Origin of the sequence: Bacillus cereus group sp. BfR-BA-01355 (assembly GCF_022663675.1) — a bacterium.
In the GTDB taxonomy this organism is placed as follows: domain Bacteria; phylum Bacillota; class Bacilli; order Bacillales; family Bacillaceae_G; genus Bacillus_A; species Bacillus_A thuringiensis_S.
Map to the genome: position 1 here is coordinate 1 of NZ_JAKUFY010000071.1, position 21796 is coordinate 21796.

Genomic DNA, 21796 nt, shown 5'->3' on the forward strand with positions numbered 1-21796 from the left:
AAAAGTTAATGCCAGAATCATTAACAGTTCATACGTTATCATTTAAACGTGCTTCTGAAATGACGCAAAACAAACGTAAATATAAAGTAGCAGGTCGCGAAGAGATTACAGCGATGATGCACGAAGCAGAAGAGTGGACGCAAAAGCATAATTACGTACCATATTACCTATATCGTCAAAAGAATATTTTAGGTAACTTAGAGAACGTTGGTTATGCAATGCCGACGCAAGAGAGTATTTACAACATTGTCATTATGGAAGAAGTACAATCAATTATCGGACTTGGTTGCGGTGCATCAAGTAAATTTGTTCATCCGAAGACGGGGGCAATTACGCACTTCGCAAATCCGAAAGATCCAAAATCATATAACGATGGCTTTGTAAAATATACAGAAGATAAACTGAAAATTTTAGAAGAGCTATTTGTATAAGAAGGAGAGTGTTCCAAATCGGAACACTCTCTTTTTTATATTGTCAGCTTTTGTCAGTAAGGCGATATATTCGAAAAATCGCTGCTATAAATTGAATTGCGGTCGATATATTTGAAAAATCGCCAATATAATTTCATGTATCAAAGGTTTGCACGTGTTGTAAAACTATGTCGATAATAATCAGAAAAATTAGTCAAAACATTGAAGGACAATGTCTACTTATGGACGAAATGATAGATTTATGAAAGAGAAAAGGGGGAAATTGTTGGCATGTACATGACGATAGGGAGAATTTTTGATTTATCTGTTGGTAAGTATCCGAATAAAGAGGCGTTAGTGGAACCTGAAAAAAATATTCGCTGGACATATAAACAGTGGGACGAACAAATAAATAAAACGGCACACGCTTTATTAGAAGACGGAGTAAGAAAGGGAGATACGGTATCTGTTTACTTATATAACTGCCATGAATTTGTAAACGTTTACTTAGCTTGTGCGAAAATTGGTGCGATTTTTAACCCAATTAACTTTCGTTTAAAGGCGAAAGAAGTATCTTATATTCTTCAGGACGCATCCTCGAAAGTCGTTGTCTTTGAAAAAGCAGTTGAGTCAACTGTTGCTATCATTGAACGAGATTTTCCAAATACATCTTTTTGGTCTATAGAAAACGATAAACCTTCCTATGCAAGTTCCTACCATGAAAAAGTGAATGCAGCATCTCCTGAGAAAGTAAATATCGAAATTGATGAAATGGACTTTTGTTCTATGCTTTATACGAGCGGTACGACAGGTCATCCGAAAGGTGTGTTACATCGTCATCGTGAAATGGCTGAGCATAGTATGATTTGTACGTATTTCCTAAAATATAATAGAGATAGTGTGGGGCTTGTTGTTGCGCCTTTATATCACTGTGGTGAATTAAATGCCGGAATCATACCACGCATTCAAGTTGGCGGGAAGAATGTTATTTTGCATCATTTTGATACAGAAACAGTATTACATACGATTCAAGAAGAAAAGATTACGACGTTCTTTGCAGCACCGACGATGTGGAATATGTTGTTGCAAAAAGATTTAACTCAGTATGATTTAACTTCAATGAAAATTGGTATATATGGCGGAGCGGCAATGGCGCCGGCGTTAGTGAAGGAATGTAAAGAACGTCTTTATATTGACCTTGTTCAAATATACGGAATGACAGAAATGGGACCAGTTGTTGCGTTTCTCGTAGAGGAGGATCAAATTACGAAAGCTGGTTCAGCAGGCACGCCATGCTTTAGCCACGAAGTTCGTATTGTGAAACCGAACGAGGAGGCACCGGCAGAACCAGATGATGTATTACCTCCTTATGAGGTGGGAGAAATTATTTTACGTGGCCCAACTATGATGGCTGGCTATCATAATCGCGAAGAGGCAAATAAAAAATCGATGTATAAAGGATGGTATCATTCTGGTGATTTAGGATACTTCGATAAAGATGGTTATTTATTCGTTGCAGATCGCGTTGATGATATGGTAATTAGCGGTGGTGTAAATATTTACCCTCGTGAAATTGAAGATTTCCTTCATAGTCATCACGGTATATTAGATGTGGCGGTACTTGGTGAGCCAGATGAATTATGGGGAGAGCGTGTGGTGGCAGTTATTGTGAAGAAAGATGAAACAATAACAGAAGCTGATTTAGAAACGTATTGCAAAGAAAGTGACGAATTAGCAGATTATAAGCGTCCGCGTCATTATTTATTTGTAGATGAACTTCCGCGTAATGCGAGCGGGAAGTTGCAGAAGTTTGTGCTGAGGGAGTCATTGAAAGGGACAAAAAAATAGAAAGTGGGGGATACCCACTTTCTATTTTTATTTGCGTGAAAAACCTTCTTCATCAAGGTATTCCGCAGCTTCTGGATAAGAGTTGAATGTACCGTCTAAGTTTACACCAGCGTACACGTTCCACATGTCATCCTCTGAAATAAGAGTAAGAATATGACTATCTTCGTTCTGCCATTCTTCTTCTTTCGCAGGTTCTACAGGTGCTACTACTTCTTCTTGTGATAGAAGGTCAATTGATTTCTCAATTACTGAACGTAACTCTTCTGCTGAAAACTCGCGGATGTTAACCATACCTTTATCATCCGTTTTGTAACCTTTAATACCGCTTGCATACACAAATCCATTTCCATTTGGGTGTAAATGAAATACAACGTTCTTTTTATCTAAACGACTTTCTTCAAAGTGGAAGTTTACACGTTTTAATGATACGTTCTTTCTTTCTAGTTCTGGGAAAGATTCAATAATCGATAATTTTTCTTCAAAAGTTAGCATAGTGCCTCCAAGTATATAGTAAAAGATTTAATTTGTTCATTATAGCATAGTTGCAATTGTTTCCAAAGATAAGGGGGAAACTTTTCATTAAATCCGTTTACGTCACGAGAATGTAAAAAGTGAGCTAACGAATGTATCTTTTTAGGTGTACAATGGAACATGGACTTTATACAAAGGTGGTTTTTTTATGTTTCAAAAAATAGCAAAGGAATGTTTAGCAGGATTTACTGTTGCGATTGTTGCGTTACCACTTGCGATTGCATTTGGTATTGCCGCGACAGGAACGTCTGAGGGAGCGCTTGTTGGATTATATGGTGCGATTTTTGCAGGTTTATTCGCAGCGTTATTTGGCGGGACACCTGGGCAAGTAACGGGGCCAACTGGACCAATTACCGTTATCGCAACTGGAGTTATTGCGACGCACGGGTTAGAGGCAAGTTTTATTGCCTTTATGATGGCAGGATTATTTCAAATTTTATTCGGTGTATGTAAGCTCGGTTCTTACGTTCGATATATTCCGTATCCTGTCGTTTCAGGATTTATGAATGGTATTGCATTAATCATTATTTTAGGTGAAATAAAGCATGTACAAAATAGTTTTCTACTTGTTGTGTTAACGATTATTGTAATGATTGTTTCTGGCAAATGGATTAAGGCGATTCCGTCTAGTTTAGTAGCACTAGTCGGTGTGACAGCTTTGCTTCCTTTATTTTCTTCTCTACTCGAAGGACTTGCAGTAAAGTTACCGATTATCGGAAATCTTTCACTAAATAAAGTAATTGAAAAGATTGGAACCATTCCAGAAGCGATGCCTACGCTTCATATTCCATCTTTAAGTGGAACAGGAATAGCAGCACTTATTTTACCAGCGCTTAGTATTGCTTTATTAGGATCGATTGACTCGTTGTTAACATCGGTCGTAATGGATAATGTGACAGGTACGCGTCATAAAAGTAATAAAGAGCTTGTTGGACAAGGTATCGGTAATATGATGAGCGGATTGTTTGGCGGATTAGCAGGTGCAGGTGCGACTGTAAGATCTATCGTGAATATAAGAAGTGGTGGTAAAACGGCACTTTCGGCATGTATGCATAGTGTTATCTTATTTATTTTTATTATGGGTCTTGGTTCGGTCGTACAATATATTCCACTTGCTGTATTATCAGGTATTTTAATTTTAACTGGTATTGGAATGTTCGATTGGGAAAGCATGAAAAAGATGCATGTCGCTCCTAAAGGTGATGTCGTTGTTATGCTCGTAACGATGATTGTAACGGTGAAGTTCGATTTAATGATTGCCGTTGCATTCGGTATTATTCTTTCGTTCATCATATATATGGTGAAATGTAAAGAACGTAAAACTTCTATCGTAAAAGAAAGAGAAGAAACGTATACAATTCAAGGACCGCTCTCTTTCCTATCAGTAGATCGTATTTTCTCTACTTTACAAGATGTGAAGTCACCAGTTGTATTACGTATGAAAGATGTGCGTTATATGGATGTATCAGGAGCTATGGCATTATTAAATTTTGTTGAGCAATCAAATAAAGTAGGGGCAAGTGTAAAGCTTGAGCAAGTACATCCAAGTATTGAAAAAACAATTGTAGTAATGGCAAGCGATGAACAGAAAGAGCAATTGAAAATCTTAAGTGTTTAGATGGCAATTAGAATATCTCACAACTTTACATAAATTATAATGTAGAGTTGTGGGATATTCTTATAATGTTTTTAGTAATATGTATCGCAGTGATAGAGAGGAAGAGCTCTTTTTGCGTAACAGAAACGGTTATAATGTGTACATATATAATGGAAGGAATTAGAAAAAGATTGTGAAGAGATAGGTTTGAATTGGTTCTGTTTTCTATTTTGAAAAAAAAACCAAGTATTCAACCTATAATAAATTTGTTATGATAACCAATGGGATAAAGTGAATCCCTATCGTTTAAAACAATATGTTTGAGAGTATATGTATAAAAGAAAAGAGAAAAAATATGAATAAAACATTTGTAAAAGGAGCAGCAATTTTAACCATTACAACTTTTTTGTCGAAATTGCTTGGTAGTTTTTTTCAAATTCCATTACAAAATATTGCAGGAGATGAAGTGCTAGGTATTTTCCGCCTTGTTTTTCCTGTATATATGATTGCTCTTACATTATCGGTAGCCGGAGTTCCACTTGCAATTTCGAAACTAATTGCAGAGTTGAACGAAAAAAATAAGCAAAAGGAAATTGCGAAATTATTTAAATCAGCGTCAATTATAGGGATAGCATTTGGCGTTTTCGGCTGTTTAGTCATTGTATTATTTTCTATTGAAATTGCAAATATGCTCGGTGGACAAGAAACTAGAATGCCGTTGCTTATTACTTCATTAGCATTACTCATTGCGCCATACATGGCGGTGTATAGAGGGTATTTCCAAGGTTTCGGTGATATGAAACCAACAGGAGTATCACAAGTCATTGAGCAATTTGTCCGTGTGTTTTTTATGTTAATAATTGCTTACATACTAGTATCGTGGGATAAGAGTAATACTGTTATTACTAGTGGTGCGATGGTTGGCTCTTTTCTTGGAGTCATTAGTTCGCTTATATATTTGCGTATAAAATATAATAGAAGTCCATACTACAATAAAAGCAATTCCTATTCGCTCCGAGATTTAAGAGAAAACGGCAAAAAGATATTGCGGGTATCGATCCCAATCGCTATCGGAGCTTTATCAATGCCGCTTTTAAATTTAGTAGACTCGCTTACAATACCGCATGTATTACAAGGATCATCAACAGAAATTCAAGAACAATTTGGAATATACAGTCGCGGTTTTGCATTCACGCAAATAATTGTTATTTTTGCAAGTGCAATTGTATTTCCGTTAATACCACTCTTAACTTCCGCATTGGCCAAAAGAGATATAAATTTGGCGAAAATAACAATTCAAAATACAAATCGACTAGCGCATGTTTTGACAGCACCATTAACAGTATGGTTGATGGCATTAACAGTACCGTTAAATGTCGGATTGTTCACAGACGTAAAAGGCAGTAGTATGTTAACAGTTATGATTGGCAGTTCGTATTTTACTGCGGTTATGGTATTATCAATAGGTGTTTTACAGGGGATTAATCGTTCTGCACAAGCTGCATGGATTGTTATTGGCGCGAGTTGTGTGAAAGTCGTGTTAAACATTATGTTAGTGCAGAAGTTTGGCATAGATGGAGCGGCGTATAGTACATTAATTACTTACGTATTGATTTGTATTGTAAATCATTTGTATATTCGAAGCTATATTGCCTATTCTATTCATTTCAAAAACTTTTTCGGTGTGCTAGCAATAGCATGTATTTTCGGACTAGGATTGTATGAACTATGTAATGTGATAGATGTTACATCTTCAAGAATTATGACGTTATTATTCAGTGGTATAGCATTAAGTATTACAACCATTTTGTATGGTGTATGTGCTTTGAAATTAAAATGGATATCAATAAAAAAAATACCATTTTTGAAAAGATAAATATAAAAATTTAATTTTTTATTAAAATTCATATGAGCTGATAAAGAGGAAACTATGTAGGGTATTAAGTGTTTAGGTAAGGAATGGGTACCAGTTTATGTTAGATGAAATAGACGGTTACCTAGTTTTGGAGGAGATTTAGGGTGCGTTTAGTCTTATCAGGATATTATGGTTTTTATAATGTTGGAGACGAGGCGATTCTACAATCAATTATTGAATCGTTAAGTAAAGAGAACCCGGATATAGAACTAGTAGTACTATCAAATGATTCTAAGTATACAAAGGAAATGTATGGTGTAGAATCGGTAGATCGCTGGGATATAAAAGCTGTTTATCATGCGATCAAAAACAGTGATGGAGTTATTAGTGGTGGCGGGAGCCTTCTTCAAGATCAGACAAGTACGAAGAGTATTCTATATTATACGGGTATTATGGGACTCGCTCGATTATTAAAAAAGCCGTATTATATTTATTCACAAGGAATAGGTCCAATTACAAAAGGATATAATCGTCTATTAGTAAAATGGAACTTGTCAAAAGCTTCCTATGTATCAGTTCGAGATGAGGATTCGTTTTTATATTTAAAAGGACTTGGTATAAAAAACGATATTGAAATTGTTCCAGATCCTGTTTTAACATGGAAACGGACAAAACAATCGGATTGGTTGCAAAAGCATTCGATACATGGAAAAGTAATCGCGGTTAGTGTGCGTTATTGGAATGCAAAAGAAGATTATATAAAAAAATTAGCTGCGGCATTAAAAAAATTAAAGCAAGAAGGATACCAAATTCTATTTGTTCCAATGCATGAGCCATTTGATCAAAAAGCTTCGCGTGAAGTAGTAGACTTAATGGGAGAAGAGACGTATATGCTTCCATATAAAATGGATATCGACGAGAAAATATTCATTTTATCACAATGTTCATTACTAATTGGTATGCGTCTTCATGCACTAGTTTTTTCTGCTGTAGCCAAAACTCCAATGGTCGGGATTTCATACGATCCGAAAATTGATTCGTTTTTAAGTCAAGTGAATCAGCCAGTTATAGGAAGTGTGGATGGCGAATGGAGTGCTGAATATTTATATGAAATTGCGAAAAAGCAATTAATGCAACAAGGAACTGTGCAGCAAGAGTTACAATTGACAATAGATGAGCTTCGGTTGCAAGGCAAACAGGCAACAAAGAAACTCATTGATCATATGGAAAAAGGCACTTTATTAAAAAAGTAAAGTGTCTTTTATTTTGTTTTGAATGTAATGAAAATTCTAATTAAAAAACGTTTTATTTTAATTCCTATTTATTATGCTAAAATGATTGTGATTATTATATAATCAAATTTGTGATAATAAATTCGTAGATTACGAGGAGGATAACCTTGAAGACTTTTTCAAAAGGTATAACAGCAGTGGCATTAACGGGATCATTACTTTTAACTCCTATTTCAAGTTATGCAGCAAATGATGATATTACAGGACATATGTTTGAGACGCATATGCGCTCACTTATTACTAAAGGAGTTTTAATGGGGTATGGAGACAATGTATATGCGCCTGATAAATTAGTAACAAGAGCAGAGTTTGCTACATTCATAGCAAGGGCTTTAAATTTACCGAAAGCTGATTCGAATTTCGAGGATGTGCCGAAGACTTACGGTTTATATGATGGTGTAAGTAGAGCATATGGAGCGAAAATTATTAATGGTCGTACGAACGAGACATTCTCACCAAATGATGTGATTACACGTGAAGAAATGTCGATAATGGTAAAGCGAGCGTTAGACTATAAAAATATTAAAGTAGCTGTAAGTCCGCTTACCTTTACTGATAAAGATAGTATTAACTATAAAGAGCATGTGCAAGTTATGGTGGCTACTCAAATTATTAAAGGGTATCCAGAAGATAATACATTTAGACCACATTTATCAGCTACAAGAGGGATGGCTTCAGCTATGTTGGATCGCATGCTTCAGACGATTGAAAAAAACGGAAATAGCAATCCTGTAGAAACTAAGAAATATGTTGTGACAAATGTAAGAGAAAATGGAACAGAGCAAGAAGTAGAGCGCTATAATACGTATAAAGAGGCAGTTACGGCTGCTCAAAATAAAGGTATGAATGCGGTAAAATACGAGAACGAATTTTTATGGATTAAAGATGGTTTTGCAAGTGCGAAAAGAATAACTGGGCAAAACATCATTAATATTTATGATGAGAATTTGTCAACAGTATATACGTATATTCAGTATGGAACAGAATTGAAAGTGTTAGAAATTGGCGAAGATCGTGTGAAAGTTCAACTTTCTGGTTTGACAGGTTATGTGAAGAAGAATGAAATTACTTTAATTCCTACAAATGAAATGAAACAGTCGTCTTATTATGTGAAATCAGATGGATATTTATACCATAAATATTATACATATAATACAAGTTCACCTGGATATACAGAATTTAGATATGGTGTGGCACCTTCTTTCATGAAGCAAGGACAGCAAATGTATAGTGTAGATGGAAAAACATTTGGAGATGAAACTTTCTATCAATATTTCAATTATTTATCATTACGTTCGAAAACAAATTATACAGCTGAACAACTAGATAGTTATGTGAAATCGATTAAGCCAGACTCTCCATTAATTGGTTTAGGAAAGAAATTTAAAGAAGTAGAAAGCAAGTATAATGTAAATGCATTATTCTTATATTCATTAGCAATCCATGAAAGTTATTATGGAACAAGCGCTCTTGCAAAAGATAAAAATAATTTATTTGGTTTAAAAGCAACAGACGATAGTCCATATGGTAACGGGGAAGCATTTAATTCAAAAGAAGATTGTATTGAACATGCAGCAAAATTATACATGAATGAAGGATATTTAAATCCAGGACATTGGCGTTATACAGCAACATATACAGGTGATAAAGCTGCTGGTTTAAATGCGAAATATGCATCTGATGCGAACTGGGGTAAAAAAGTAGCGGGGCATATGAACCGTTTTGATTCTTATTTAGGTAAAAAAGAATACAACAAGTATAAACTTGCACGTGTGATGAATAACGTAGAAGTGAAAAAGAATCCTAGTATATCAAATGAGCGACTGTATCGTTTGAATACAAATGTAGTTGTCACAGTTACTGGTGAAGAAATAATAAATGGAAAAGCGTGGATTAAAGTTATTTCAGATAATCCTACTGTAACTGAAGCGTATATTGCAAAAGAAAGCTTAGAGTACGTAAAACATTAATTAAATAAAAAAGAAGGTGCTACTAATATTTCGTAGCACCTTCTTTCTATTCAATTTCAAAATCAACAATGATATAAGCGAGTATAACAACGAAGAAAATACTAACGGCTGGCGCTGTTAATACGTGGCCAGACATAAAACCAATGCCAAGTGATAGAACGAGTGTGCTCGCTAATAGCATATACTTTACTTTCATGATTTTCTTAAAGTTTGTGATCATGCGGATGAATAATTTAATACCAAAGTATAGAAGTGGTAGTAGGTAAATAAGGAAACCGACAATGCCAAAGGCGAAAAATAGGTCATGGAAGTCCATTTCAATTAATTTAATTTTATCTGTGTAGTTACCAGCGTAACCCATTCCGAATAGTTTTTGTGAAAGCGGTGCGTCTTTATAGTATTGTTTGTATGTTTTTAAGAATTTGTCGCGATCACTATAAATTAAACTTTTCACTTCAGAATCTGTAAGTTCACCTTTTGCATGTTTTTTTGCATCTTCTGGATCTTCTTTAATTACTTTTCCTTCTTTTCGATCTTTCTCTTCTTGTACTGATTTTTTGTATTCGTATATTTGCATGTGAATGCCCATATTTTTTGCGATAGGAGTATGCGGTGTAAGAGCAATTAAACCTCCTAGTATAACTGCGGCAACAATGGTATTTACAATATGTGTAAATCCTTTTCCTTCTTTTTTACGATTTATCATGTATTCAATGAATGAGAAGAAAAGTGCTACGCCTAATGTAATAACAATTGCGCCATATCCGACTTTCGTTCCAACCATAATACTTGCATACATCGCAAGTATTGTTGGAATCCAGTAATATATTTTCGAGAAAGAAGTTGTTTTATGTATCGAATATAAGACAATGATTGGGAACATAATGGCGAAAAGAGAACTTAAATCATTTCCAGCGAAGAACCAACCTCTTGAACCGATTTTTGAGTGAGGATAGCTTGGGAAATCTGTTCCAGTTTGCATTGCGACAATCATTGTGATACTTAAAATTAAAGTTGCATATAAGAAATATGTAATGATTTTATGAAATACATACTCTTTATTTTTTAGCTCTTTAAAGGCGATAATATATCCAAACAGTAGCACAATTGGATATATGCTCTTTAAGATGAATTTAACTTCTTCTCCAAATGAAACTGGAGATTTAACCATCATATTATTTACAAGACCGATTGCGAGTGCGATTCCGAGTAAACATAAATAGAGGATGTACTTTTTCGCATCTTGTTGTTTGTGATGAAGAAGTAGGTATCCTAATGCAAGAAGCATAAAGGCGAAACGGACTACAACTCCAACTGTTGCGCTCATGTGTAATATATAGATTGAAAAAGATGTTAATAAATCTAAAATTGGTTGAAACACAATGAATAGCAATAGGAAATGTGGGAAGTAGTTATCCGTTTGTTTCAACTTAGTAACCATATGTTCCTCCAGTTCTTCATTCCTTTATTACAACACCCAAAAGATGGGTATAAAGCCTTTTTTACATAGTAAGGCGAATGAATTTCAATATTTGTTTTTTATCAAACTTAAGAATACACCATTTCATTGTAATGGTAAATAGATGAAAAGCATGGATAAACCGACTTTAATTTCTATATTTTTCAACGGAATTGTATGTTTTATACGATATATGTACAAATTGCGAGATTATTAGACAGAAAATTAAGAAAAAAGAAGGATTTTTCAGTGGTTTTCTATAATTATATAAGTATAATCTTTATGGAGAAAAGAGGGGTATATATAATGGAAATAACAAGTAAAACAGAATCTGTCGTTGTGAAATATGAAGGCCACGTTGCAACGGTTATGGTCAATCGCCCAGAGGTGTTAAATGCGTTAGATGAGCCAACATTAAAAGAGTTATTACAAAAGTTGAAAGAAGTAGCGGAAAGTTCTGCGCATATTGTTGTGTTATGCGGGAACGGCCGTGGTTTTTCTGCGGGTGGGGATATTAAATCGATGCTTTCAAGTAATGATGAAAGTAAGTTCGATGGTATTATGAATACCATTTCTGAAGTTGTCGTGACATTATATACGATGCCGAAGCTTGTTATTAGTGCAATTCATGGACCAACTGCAGGTCTTGGATTAAGTATTGCGTTAACAGCTGATTATGTAATGGCGGATATATCATCTGTTATTGCAATGAACTTTATTGGAATCGCTTTAATTCCAGATGGAGGCGGTCATTTCTTCCTTCAAAAGCGCGTCGGTGAAAATATGACGAAGCAAATTATTTGGGAAGGTAAGAAATTATCAGCGACAGAAGCGCTTGATATCGGCTTAATTGATGAAGTAATCGGCGAAGATTTCCAAACGGCTGTGAAGCAAAAAATTAATGAATGGTCACAAAAACCGATTAAAGCAATGATTCAAACGAAGCAAATTTTATGTGAAGTAAATCGCTCTAATTTAGAGCAAACATTGCAATTAGAAAAGCGTGGTCAATATGCAATGAGACAAACAGCGGATCATAAAGAAGGAATTGCTGCGTTTTTAGAGAAACGTTTACCAGCATTTAAAGGGGAATAAAGTTTGTCCATTCCTCACTGATGAGTAGCTCGTTAATTCGGGATAAAGGGGAGAAAGTGCTAACACATTTTAGTATAATTGTGTTAGCACTTTTTTTTAAGGAGTAATACATGAAGAGAATGATCGGTGTTATCACTATTATTTTGCTTACATATTCTGCTTTGCATAGTACACCATCTTTGGCAGTTCGGACTGCGTTATTTTTTGAGGGACATCCAAGTGTTGCGTTTTCTGGTGGGGTGACGAAAGAAAAAGATGTGAAAAAAGAAGCGATTCCAGATGAGTACCAAACTCTATATGGTAAGGAAGAAAACTCAGAGCACTATTTCTTTCCGCATGTAAGAGCACATGAATCAGGAATTGATATGTTAAGTGCATGCGTGAAGAAAAAATGGTTTTTCTATAAAGCAGAGCTCGGGTGTTATTAAATATAGGAGGATGAATGATGTCAGCATATAACAAGTTAGTAAGAGATCGTGTTCCAGAGAAGATTTTAATGTCTGGAAAAACGTATACCGCACAAAAATTAACAGGTCAAGCATACATACAAGCTTTAGCGAAAATTGGAACGGAAGAAATTCGAGAATTTGCTTCTATGAAAGAACGTGAACATGCGCTAGATTCTCTTGCAGATGCGCTAGAAGTTATCATCTCATTAGCACGTGCAGAAGGTGCATCGATTGAAGATGTAGAACGCCTTCGTAAGCAAAAAGAGATAGAGCGTGGTGGATTTGAAAGAGGGATTTATTTATTAGATGTCTCGGAAGAATAGTTTAATAGGAAAAGCATAGCGTTAATGAGTAACGCTATGCTTTTTTGTTGCAATGAAGCTAATAATGAAGATGATAGCTGTTAATATCCAGCCAATTGTAATAGAAGTAGTAGTATGAATGGCATAAGAGATTTGTAAACAAAATAATGATGCTAAAAACCAAATGAGTGCAATGTGTATATATTTTTTTGATATATTCATATTTCAGGACTCCTTTTGTATACTAAAAAGAATTTTACTGCAATTTAGAAAATTAAGCTATATAAGTAGAGGTTTTCTGGTGAATTTTGTATACTGAATAGTAGAGAAAATGAGGAGGAAACGACAATGGCACATCATGCGAGAGAAACGATGGAACTTATTAAGGAGCTTGTCTCTATTCCAAGTCCATCTGGAAATACAGCAAAAATTATTAATTTCATTGAAAACTATGTCAGTGAGTGGAACGTAGAAACGAAACGTAATAATAAGGGAGCTCTTATTTTAACGGTAAAAGGGAAGAATGATGCGCAGCACCGCTTATTAACGGCACACGTTGATACGTTAGGTGCGATGGTGAAAGAAATTAAGCCTGATGGTCGCCTGAGTCTTTCTATGATTGGTGGATTTCGCTGGAACTCTGTAGAAGGAGAATATTGCGAAATTGAAACATCAAGTGGCAAGACGTATACAGGAACGATTTTAATGCATCAAACATCTGTACATGTATATAAAGATGCAGGTGAAGCAAAACGCGATGAGAAAAATATTGAAGTTCGTATTGATGAGCGCGTATTTTCAGCTGATGAAGTACGCGAATTAGGAATTGAAGTAGGAGACTTCGTTTCATTTGATCCGCGCGTTCAAATTACAGAGAGTGGATACATAAAATCACGTCATTTAGATGACAAAGTAAGTGTTGCGATTTTATTAAAATTAATTAAAAGATTACAAGATGAAAACGTAACATTACCATATACGACGCATTTCTTAATTTCTAATAATGAAGAGATTGGATACGGTGGTAATTCTAATATTCCAGAAGAAACTGTTGAATACTTAGCAGTTGATATGGGAGCGTTAGGTGATGGACAAACATCTGATGAATATACAGTATCTATTTGTGCAAAAGACTCTAGCGGCCCGTATCATTACGCTTTACGTAAACATTTAGTAGAGCTTGCGAAAACGAATCATATTGAATATAAAGTAGATATTTATCCGTACTACGCATCTGATGCATCAGCTGCGATTCGTGCGGGATTTGATGTGAAACATGCGTTAATTGGAGCGGGTATTGATTCTTCTCACGCATTTGAACGTACACATGAAAGTTCTATTGCGCATACAGAAGCATTAGTGTATGCATATGTAATGTCTAATTTAATTGAAGAATAATTTCATAGATAATAGAGAGCTGATTAAAAATATTATTTTTAATCAGCTTTTTATTTGGCGAAGCGATTAGGAGAGATGTTCTAATCGCTTTTTTAGCCCGCTATTTGCCGGGCAGTAAGACCCCTACCTCAAAATTCAGCGAAAGCAAAGAAGTTAGGTGGGGGTTGGGCTGCCCGTAAAAGCCCGATTGGTGAGGGCTGATTAAAGTTTTTTATATACATTCATTATAAGTTATATATATGCGATTTTTATTATACGGCGGGAAACGTATTTACTATAGATATATAATGTTATACACTATGAAAGGAATTAATTAATAGTTAATATGTTTTAGTTAGCTTGATTAAAAAAATTGTATGAATATGAAGTTTTGAGAGGAGATTTATTTTTCATGAAGTACAAAGCAATAGCCGCAGGTTTATTAGCAGCAAATTTACTAGCACATCCAATTAGTAGTTTAGCAGAAACGAAGAAATTTCCTGATGTTTCAGATAGTGCGTGGTCGAAAGACGCAATTTATTATTTAGTAGAGAGAAATGTAATTAACGGTATGCCAGATGGTAACTTTATGCCATACGGAAATTTAACACGTGCCCAGGCAGCAAAGATTATCGCAACAGCAATTGGTGCTAAAGTAGATCCAAATGCAAAGCCGTCTTATAATGATGCAAAAAATAGTTGGGCAGCTTCATTTATTGCAGCCATGGAAAAAGAGAATATTATTAAAGGGCGAGAACCAGGAGTATTTGATCCTGAAGGAAAAGTAACTCGTGCTGAAATGGCAGCTATGCTTGTAAGAGCATATAATCTGAAGAGCAAAGTAACAGGACCAGTTCCTACAAAATTCGCTGATTTAGAGAATCATTGGGGTAAAGAAGAAGTTAATATTTTAGTAGAATTAAAACTTTCTTTAGGTACAGAGAATGGCTGGAAACCGAATGATTCTATTACGCGTGAACAAGCAGCTCAGCTTACTGCGCAAACAGATAAATTTAGCAAGAATAGTGATCGTCCAGTAGAAACAAAGAAAATGTACATAGATAGAAAATTCATTACATATCACGCACCATCATTAAGTTCTGGGATTAGTGCAAATCAGCATAATCCACAAATGGTTGAAATTAAAGAAGAACGAGATGGATGGATCAAAATTGCAACAAGTAAAGGTGATAAATGGACACCTTTAGTAGAGAAAACAGAAGTTATTAATGAAGGATTCACTACTTATGCAGAAGCTTCTTCTTCTTCAAAAGTAATGGGAACACATAGCGCACAACAAGTAACTGTTATTGAAGAGAACGGCAGCTGGATTCGTATCCGCATGGGCGCTGGTTTCCAATGGGTTAATAAAAATCAATTAAATCCAGTGAAGCAGGGTAACTTCTTAGAAGGAAAAGCGATTATCATTGACCCAGGTCATGGCGGAGTTGATTCAGGTAATCCAGGTTATTATGAGAAAGAAAGTGAAACTGTATTAGATGTATCATTGCGATTACAGAAGATATTTGAGAAAAAGACACCATTTACTGTGTTATTCACTCGTACAGATGATACACGTCCAGGAACAAGTGCTTCTGATTCTTTAAAGAAACGTGTAGAATTTGCTCAAAAAAATAATGGGGATATTTTTGTAAGCATTCATGGTAATGGCACGGAAGAGAAAAATGGACAAGGTACAGAAACGTTCTACTATGAATCAGCGACAGCAAGAGGAACAAATCCTAACGTATCAGAAAGTCGTTTACTAGCAGAAAAAATTCAAGAGCGTCTTGTAGATGCACTGGGAACAAAAGATCGTGGTGTGAAAAAAGGCGATTTATACGTAATTAGAGAAAATACAATGCCAGCTGTATTAGCAGAATTAGCATTTGTAGATAATAAAAGTGATGCAGATAAAATAGCTACACCAGCGCAAAGACAAAATGCAGCGGAAGCTATTTATCAAGGTATTTTAGATTACTATGAAGAAATGGGTAACAACGTGTCTTCTTTCCGTTAATAAATAATAAGAGATTGCCATTGGCAGTCTCTTTTATTTATTAACGTTTCTCTTTATTTCCGGCATATGATATCATTTAATTTTATATACAAAAGAAAAGTATTGAGTAATTGTAATCATAACAATTTTAAACGATAGAGGATGATAATAGATTGAATAATCATAGTAAAACACCTGCCTGTATATATACGTATGCATTTCGTGAGGAGGAGCGTGCTTTATGTTACTTGGAAATGCGCTCGTTCTTTGGAATGGAGTCGCACGTTAATATTTTAAAAAGTGATGTAAAAATTGACCCGAGTAGAAGTGCGTTTATGAAAGAGCGCGTTGAGGTTATGTATGAAGGGGACGACTTAGAAAGCATTTTAAAACAAGTGGAACAAATTGATTTGGCGGGAGCGACATTTAAAGTTATTTTCGTTAAAATCAATGACCTCGTTGGGGAGAATAAAATTGAATATGGAGAAAGACGTCTTATTGAACGAGACCTTGGCATGCATATCGAAGGAGAAGCGGATGTTCGTAATCCAGAGCGTGTATTCGGGATTGTTCCTCTTGGAGGACGCTGGTACTTCGGGCACTATGTAGAAAGCGAACCAGTTTGGTATCATCACATAAAAAAACCGCATAGCTATTCGACATCACTTAGCACACGTGTTGCGAGATCAGTTGCAAATATCGCTGTACCAAATCCAGAGGGAGTACGAGCAATTGACCCGTGCTGCGGTATTGGAACAGTAGTAGTAGAAGCACTTTCTATGGGGATTAATATCGTTGGTAGAGATATAAATCCACTTGTAGTTCTTGGAACGAGAAAAAACATCGCACATTTTGGATTTGAAGGAACAGTAACAAAAGGACCAATTGAAGAAATTACTGAGAACTACGACGTTGCAATTATCGATATGCCGTATGACTTATTTACGCATGCCACACCAGAAGACCAGCTCTCCATTCTTTCAAGTGCGCGCCGCATTGCTAAAAAGGTAGTCGTTGTAACGATGGAGACAATGGATGACATGATCCATGAAGCAGGATTTGAAATTACAGATCGCTGTATTACAAGAAAAGGGTCATTTACTAGACAAATTCTTGTTTGTGAATAAGAAAGGAAGGTCACCCGTTTGGGTGACCTTTTTAGTGTAGTTTAATGTGTGATTGATTGGCAGTTTGTAGGCGGCGATAAGTTGATATTGTGATAGGAGAATCTATTACTGTTCTTTTAATTTCTCTTGTTGTGCAATTAATAAATTGCGTAATATGTGCCCGCGGTAACTTTCTAGTTTTCGTCCTTCATGATAGCGTACGCCTAATTTTTTTAGTTCAGCTACGTACCAGCCTTTTGTTCCGTAGTACATTGGATCACTTCCTTTTTGCTTTTGAACAGTATATGTTTGGGAGCGAAGTAACTTTACATTGAAAATAATAATGATAAAAGGAATCCTACATGTGTGTACCAGTGAAATTGCAAAGTTATCGAGGTGTTTTATAGCGTAACGTCCAAGCCGTGTATAAAAAAGTAGACAGTTGTATATGAATTTGTTGAAAAAAGAATACACATTGTCCAGGGGATTTGAAAAAAGGAATGCTATACGATTTGGCATGATACTTGCGTTGGAAATAGTATCAACGTATAGGGGAGAGATAGAAATGAAGGTTAGTAAAATATATACAACGATTGATGCACACGTAGCTGGGGAACCGCTTCGAATTATTACGGGCGGAGTGCCAGAAATAAAAGGGGAAACGCAGTTGGAAAGACGCGCATACTGTATGAAACATTTGGATTACCTTCGTGAAGTTCTGATGTATGAACCGAGAGGGCATCACGGAATGTACGGTTGTATCATTACACCGCCAGCAAGTGCTCATGCTGATTTTGGCGTGTTATTTATGCACAATGAAGGATGGAGTACGATGTGTGGTCATGGCATTATTGCTGTCATTACAGTTGGAATTGAAACAGGCATGTTTGAAGTAAAGGGTGAAAAACAAAAGTTCATTATTGATAGCCCGGCCGGAGAAGTTGTTGCGTATGCAAAATATAACGGGAGTGAAGTAGAATCTGTATCATTTGAAAATGTTCCTTCATTTGTATACAAAAAAGACGTTCCTATTAAAATAGATAACTATGAATTTCAAGTAGATATTGCGTTTGGAGGAGCATTTTACGCTGTTGTAGATTGTAAAGAATTTGGTTTGAAAGTTGATTTTAAAGACTTGCCTGCTATTCAAACGTGGGGCAATAAAATTAAACATTATATAGAGAGTAAAATGGAAGTGAAACATCCACTTGAAGAAGGTTTGAAAGGAATATACGGCGTTATATTTTCAGATGAACCGAAAGAAAAAGGCGCTACGCTACGAAATGTGACGATTTTTGCTGATGGGCAAGTAGACCGTTCTCCTTGCGGTACAGGAACTTCAGCGAGAATCGCAACTCTTTTTGAAAAAGATGCCTTACAAAAGGGAGAAATGTTCGTCCACGAATGCATTACTGATGGGAAATTCGAGGGAGAAGTATTGTCGGTAACCCTAGTAGATACATATAAAGCTGTCGTTCCGAAAGTAACGGGGAATGCATTTATTGCAGGATTTCATCAGTTCGTTGTAGATCCGAGAGATGATTTGAACCGAGGATTTTTGTTAGGATAAAGTGAAACTTTAATCAGTGGAGGGGTTCCCCACTGATTATTAGTTGAACCAATCGGGTTTTTACGGGCAGTTGATCTCCCGTGTAACTTCTTTGTCCAACCGAATTTTTAGATGGGAGTCTTACTGCCCGTTAATACGGGATAAGAGGAGGAGGTGAACAAATATGCTAGTCATAAGCGCGAACGAACAAAGAAACTTAGTAAATATGAATGAAGTTATTGAATACGCGGCACTTGCTTTAAAAGAATTTTCCGCAGAAAGAACGATTACACCAATAAGGGGGTCATTACCATTTGCGAACGAGAAAAATACGGCATTAATTATGCCTTCAGTAGCGGAAAGGCTTGAGGCACTTGGAGTAAAAATAGTAACGGTAGTCCCGCAAAATAAACAGATAGGAAAGAAAACAATCAATGGGATTGTGATGCTATCAGACTTTCAAACGGGAGAACCACTCGCACTTCTAGAAGGATCGTACTTAACGATGATTCGAACAGGTGCCTTATCAGGAGTAGCGACAAAATATTTAGCTCGTCATAACGCAAAAACTTTATGCATTATCGGCACGGGTGAACAAGCAAAGGGGATTGCCGAAGCAATATTTGCAGTTAGAGATATCGAAAAGGTCATTTTATACAATCGAACAGAAGAAAAAGCGTATGCATTTGCGCAATATATACAAGAGAAATTAGGTAAACCAGCATACGTTTATAGAGATCCAAATGAAGCAATAAGCGAAGCAGACATCATCGTCACAACTACGAACGCATCCACACCAGTCTTCTCAGAAACACTACAAAAAGGCGTCCACGTAAACGCCGTCGGCTCATTCAGACCGAGCATGCAAGAACTACCATCTCACGCCATCACAAGCGCAAACAAAGTAGTAGTCGAATCAAAAGAAGCAGCACTAGACGAAACAGGCGATCTCCAAGTTCCGATAAAAGAAGGTCTATTCAAAGCGAACGCCATTCACGCTGAACTTGGTCAAATTATAAGCGAGGAAAAAGCAGGCCGCGAAAGCAATGAAGAGATTACTATTTTCAAATCAGTTGGTTTGGCAGTAGTGGATATTATCGTTGCGAAGTATTTGTATGAGAGAGCGGTGGAGCAAGGAGTAGGGAGTAAGATTGAGTTTTGAGACTGCCTTTTGGTGGTCTTTTTATTTTATCATCCTTATAAATATATTTTATGGCAAGAATGTATTAGTAGATTGCAAACTTTCCACATTTACAAAAAAGTTTGACTTTACATACAGGTAGTGGTAATTTAAAACTTATAAGAAAACTCGGGATTAATTCCGAGTTTTCTTATGGGTATAAACAGTTCGAGGGGGCCGAAAGATGAAACAGAAGTTATTTGCATTACCATTTGTTCTAATACTACTTATTGCATTAGCGGCTTGTTCTGGGGAAAAAGATTCTTCGAAGCAAGCGGGCACTAGTAAATCAGGGACTCCGAAAGATGGAGGAACGTTAACGATTGGTGTTAGCGATAACCCAGATACGATGAATCCGCTTTATGCGAATGATCGTGTGTCATTAACTGTGCAGCAAGCTTTATATGCGCCGCTATATCATATGGAAGACGGTAAGAAAAAGTTTGTTCTTGCTGAGAGCTTTACGCCTTCAGAAGATCAATTAACGTGGACATTGAAATTAAAAGATAATTTGAAATGGCATGATGGTAAGAAAATTACATCAGACGATATAGCATTTACATTCCAATCTATTTTGGATGAGAAGCAAAATAGCTCAAGTCGTGAAAACTTTATTTTTAAAGGAAAGCCGCTTGAGGTGAAAAAGGTAGATGAGTTAACAACTCAATTCGTTTTACCACAAGTAAGCGCATCTTTCGAAGGTGTGATGAATGATTTCTTCCCAATTCCGAAACATGTATTTGAAGGGGAAGCAGATTTAGCGAAGAGTAAGAAAAACTTACAGCCTGTAGGATCAGGGCCGTTTAAGTTTAAAGAGTATAAATCAGATGAGTACGTTGCATTAGATCGATTTGATGATTATGTAGGTGGGAAAGCTAAATTAGACTCTATCGTATACCGCGTTGTAAAAGACCGTAATACAGCAAATGTTTCACTGCAAAATGGTCAAATCAACATGAAGATGATTGAGCCGCAAGACTTTAAGAAACTAGATAGCACTGGGAACTTCTCAATGGTGACATTCCCTGAAGGTAGATTATTCTACTTATCTTATAACATGAATACTGATCTTATGAAGAAAAAAGAAGTGCGCCAAGCAATTGCACATGCGTTAGATAAGAAAGAAATGATTAACTCAGCATTCGTTTCGGGTGAATTTGCAGAACCAGCAAATTCAATCTTAACGCCAGACGCTATGTATTATGCGAAAGATATTAAAGACTATAAGTATGATAAAAAAGAAGCGAAAGATTTATTAGCAAAAGCTGGCGTGAAAGATAAGGAAAAAGTACGTGTGATGTATGTAACGAATAATAAAATTATGGAAAGCTTAGCGTTATATACACAACAAAAATTAAAAGAAGTTGGCTTAGAAGTTGAACTAAATGCATTAGATGCTAGTGCGGCAAGTGAAAAAGGCTTAGATAAAGAGAATAAAGAATATGACATTACATTTGGTGGTTACATAATGGGACCTGAGCCAGATTCATATAAGAGCTTATTCTTAAGCAATGCTGAATACAATTATGCACGATATAAAAACGCTGATTTCGATAAGTTATGGGAAGAAGCTGCAGTTGAGACAGATAAAACAAAACGCGCAGAGCTATACCATAAAATTCAAGAGACAGCTAGAGAAGACGTACCTTATCTACCAATCGCGTATCCGAAAGCAGTTATTGCAGTAGATAAAAAGTTTGATGGATTAAAAGAAGCGAAAGCAATTCCTGTCACAATGTTTGAAGATCTATCTAAGATTTATGAAGTGAAATAAGAA

General features: G+C 35.9%; 18 protein-coding genes and 1 pseudogene. 15 read left to right on the forward strand and 4 right to left on the reverse strand.

What is annotated here, in order from left to right:
* Together MR167_RS20880 and MR167_RS20885 are read left to right on the forward strand one after the other, a co-directional pair.
* Positions 1 to 431: pseudogene (locus MR167_RS20880) on the forward strand (coproporphyrinogen III oxidase); the annotation flags it as partial.
* A gap of 270 nt (positions 432 to 701) precedes the next feature.
* Positions 702 to 2258 carry a fatty acid--CoA ligase gene (locus tag MR167_RS20885; protein WP_242315375.1) on the forward strand — a complete coding sequence of 519 codons (1557 nt, stop codon included), beginning with the start codon at positions 702 to 704 and terminating at the stop codon, positions 2256 to 2258.
* A 27-nt stretch (positions 2259 to 2285) separates the two neighbouring features.
* On the opposite strand, the gene MR167_RS20890 is transcribed toward MR167_RS20885, so the two are convergent.
* Positions 2286 to 2750 (reverse strand): hypothetical protein, encoded by a 465-nt coding sequence (locus tag MR167_RS20890; RefSeq protein WP_242315377.1) that lies wholly within the window; start codon positions 2748 to 2750, stop codon positions 2286 to 2288.
* A gap of 187 nt (positions 2751 to 2937) precedes the next feature.
* On the opposite strand from MR167_RS20890, the gene MR167_RS20895 reads away from it, so the two are divergent.
* The 4 genes from MR167_RS20895 to MR167_RS20910 all read left to right on the forward strand — a co-directional run bounded on the left by MR167_RS20895 (position 2938) and on the right by MR167_RS20910 (position 9503).
* Positions 2938 to 4407 (forward strand): SulP family inorganic anion transporter, encoded by a 1470-nt coding sequence (locus MR167_RS20895; RefSeq protein WP_000486648.1) that lies wholly within the window; start codon positions 2938 to 2940, stop codon positions 4405 to 4407.
* Positions 4408 to 4741: 334 nt separating this feature from the next.
* Positions 4742 to 6262, forward strand: coding sequence for a putative polysaccharide biosynthesis protein (locus tag MR167_RS20900; protein WP_001044004.1), 1521 nt, complete (start codon positions 4742 to 4744; stop codon positions 6260 to 6262).
* Positions 6263 to 6405: 143 nt separating this feature from the next.
* Complete coding sequence (csaB, locus tag MR167_RS20905) at positions 6406 to 7494, forward strand: polysaccharide pyruvyl transferase CsaB (protein ID WP_001241596.1); 1089 nt, start codon at positions 6406 to 6408, stop codon at positions 7492 to 7494.
* Between the two features lie 146 nt (positions 7495 to 7640).
* Positions 7641 to 9503 carry an S-layer homology domain-containing protein gene (locus MR167_RS20910; protein ID WP_242315379.1) on the forward strand — a complete coding sequence of 621 codons (1863 nt, stop codon included), beginning with the start codon at positions 7641 to 7643 and terminating at the stop codon, positions 9501 to 9503.
* Between the two features lie 46 nt (positions 9504 to 9549).
* Here the strand turns inward: MR167_RS20910 and MR167_RS20915 are convergent, their stop codons facing one another.
* Entirely contained in the window at positions 9550 to 10944 is a 1395-nt protein-coding gene (locus tag MR167_RS20915; protein ID WP_086397353.1) for an O-antigen ligase family protein, read from the reverse strand.
* Between the two features lie 300 nt (positions 10945 to 11244).
* On the opposite strand from MR167_RS20915, the gene MR167_RS20920 reads away from it, so the two are divergent.
* The 3 genes from MR167_RS20920 (at position 11245) to MR167_RS20930 (ending at position 12829) form a co-directional block, all read left to right on the forward strand.
* Positions 11245 to 12057, forward strand: a complete 813-nt coding sequence (locus tag MR167_RS20920) for an enoyl-CoA hydratase (protein WP_001999174.1) — start codon at positions 11245 to 11247, stop codon at positions 12055 to 12057.
* Between the two features lie 110 nt (positions 12058 to 12167).
* Entirely contained in the window at positions 12168 to 12485 is a 318-nt protein-coding gene (locus MR167_RS20925) for a hypothetical protein (protein ID WP_000827125.1), read from the forward strand.
* 17 nt (positions 12486 to 12502) lie between these two features.
* Positions 12503 to 12829, forward strand: a complete 327-nt coding sequence (locus MR167_RS20930; RefSeq protein WP_001277350.1) for a nucleoside triphosphate pyrophosphohydrolase — start codon at positions 12503 to 12505, stop codon at positions 12827 to 12829.
* A 21-nt stretch (positions 12830 to 12850) separates the two neighbouring features.
* Here MR167_RS20930 and MR167_RS20935 read toward each other — a convergent pair whose 3' ends face one another.
* Positions 12851 to 13030: a hypothetical protein gene (locus MR167_RS20935; RefSeq protein ID WP_086397354.1), complete on the reverse strand. Its 180-nt coding sequence runs from the start codon at positions 13028 to 13030 to the stop codon at positions 12851 to 12853.
* Between the two features lie 126 nt (positions 13031 to 13156).
* Between MR167_RS20935 and MR167_RS20940 the strand changes: the two genes are divergently transcribed.
* The 3 genes from MR167_RS20940 to MR167_RS20950 all read left to right on the forward strand — a co-directional run bounded on the left by MR167_RS20940 (position 13157) and on the right by MR167_RS20950 (position 17311).
* Positions 13157 to 14206, forward strand: coding sequence for a M42 family metallopeptidase (locus MR167_RS20940; protein WP_242315381.1), 1050 nt, complete (start codon positions 13157 to 13159; stop codon positions 14204 to 14206).
* A 391-nt stretch (positions 14207 to 14597) separates the two neighbouring features.
* Positions 14598 to 16205, forward strand: coding sequence for an N-acetylmuramoyl-L-alanine amidase (locus MR167_RS20945; RefSeq protein ID WP_000875337.1), 1608 nt, complete (start codon positions 14598 to 14600; stop codon positions 16203 to 16205).
* 152 nt (positions 16206 to 16357) lie between these two features.
* On the forward strand, positions 16358 to 17311 hold the full coding sequence (locus MR167_RS20950) for a TRM11 family SAM-dependent methyltransferase (protein WP_001059321.1): 954 nt from the start codon (positions 16358 to 16360) through the stop codon (positions 17309 to 17311).
* 105 nt (positions 17312 to 17416) lie between these two features.
* Here the strand turns inward: MR167_RS20950 and MR167_RS20955 are convergent, their stop codons facing one another.
* Positions 17417 to 17647, reverse strand: coding sequence for a YflJ family protein (locus MR167_RS20955; protein WP_074790672.1), 231 nt, complete (start codon positions 17645 to 17647; stop codon positions 17417 to 17419).
* 208 nt (positions 17648 to 17855) lie between these two features.
* On the opposite strand from MR167_RS20955, the gene MR167_RS20960 reads away from it, so the two are divergent.
* The 3 genes from MR167_RS20960 (at position 17856) to MR167_RS20970 (ending at position 21793) form a co-directional block, all read left to right on the forward strand.
* Entirely contained in the window at positions 17856 to 18860 is a 1005-nt protein-coding gene (locus MR167_RS20960; RefSeq protein WP_242315383.1) for a proline racemase family protein, read from the forward strand.
* Between the two features lie 163 nt (positions 18861 to 19023).
* Positions 19024 to 20001: an ornithine cyclodeaminase family protein gene (locus MR167_RS20965; protein ID WP_242315385.1), complete on the forward strand. Its 978-nt coding sequence runs from the start codon at positions 19024 to 19026 to the stop codon at positions 19999 to 20001.
* Between the two features lie 202 nt (positions 20002 to 20203).
* Positions 20204 to 21793, forward strand: coding sequence for an ABC transporter substrate-binding protein (locus MR167_RS20970; RefSeq protein WP_000810663.1), 1590 nt, complete (start codon positions 20204 to 20206; stop codon positions 21791 to 21793).
* Positions 21794 to 21796: the final 3 nt, after the last annotated feature.

Coding starts and splice junctions, on each gene's coding strand:
- MR167_RS20885 (WP_242315375.1), top strand. CDS start 702: ATGTACATGACGATAGGGAGAATTTTTGATTTATCTGTTGGTAAGTAT.
- MR167_RS20890 (WP_242315377.1), bottom strand. CDS start 2,750: ATGCTAACTTTTGAAGAAAAATTATCGATTATTGAATCTTTCCCAGAA.
- MR167_RS20895 (WP_000486648.1), top strand. CDS start 2,938: ATGTTTCAAAAAATAGCAAAGGAATGTTTAGCAGGATTTACTGTTGCG.
- MR167_RS20900 (WP_001044004.1), top strand. CDS start 4,742: ATGAATAAAACATTTGTAAAAGGAGCAGCAATTTTAACCATTACAACT.
- MR167_RS20915 (WP_086397353.1), bottom strand. CDS start 10,944: ATGGTTACTAAGTTGAAACAAACGGATAACTACTTCCCACATTTCCTA.
- MR167_RS20920 (WP_001999174.1), top strand. CDS start 11,245: ATGGAGAAAAGAGGGGTATATATAATGGAAATAACAAGTAAAACAGAA.
- MR167_RS20925 (WP_000827125.1), top strand. CDS start 12,168: ATGAAGAGAATGATCGGTGTTATCACTATTATTTTGCTTACATATTCT.
- MR167_RS20930 (WP_001277350.1), top strand. CDS start 12,503: ATGTCAGCATATAACAAGTTAGTAAGAGATCGTGTTCCAGAGAAGATT.
- MR167_RS20935 (WP_086397354.1), bottom strand. CDS start 13,030: ATGAATATATCAAAAAAATATATACACATTGCACTCATTTGGTTTTTA.
- MR167_RS20940 (WP_242315381.1), top strand. CDS start 13,157: ATGGCACATCATGCGAGAGAAACGATGGAACTTATTAAGGAGCTTGTC.
- MR167_RS20945 (WP_000875337.1), top strand. CDS start 14,598: ATGAAGTACAAAGCAATAGCCGCAGGTTTATTAGCAGCAAATTTACTA.
- MR167_RS20960 (WP_242315383.1), top strand. CDS start 17,856: ATGAAGGTTAGTAAAATATATACAACGATTGATGCACACGTAGCTGGG.
- MR167_RS20965 (WP_242315385.1), top strand. CDS start 19,024: ATGCTAGTCATAAGCGCGAACGAACAAAGAAACTTAGTAAATATGAAT.
- MR167_RS20970 (WP_000810663.1), top strand. CDS start 20,204: ATGAAACAGAAGTTATTTGCATTACCATTTGTTCTAATACTACTTATT.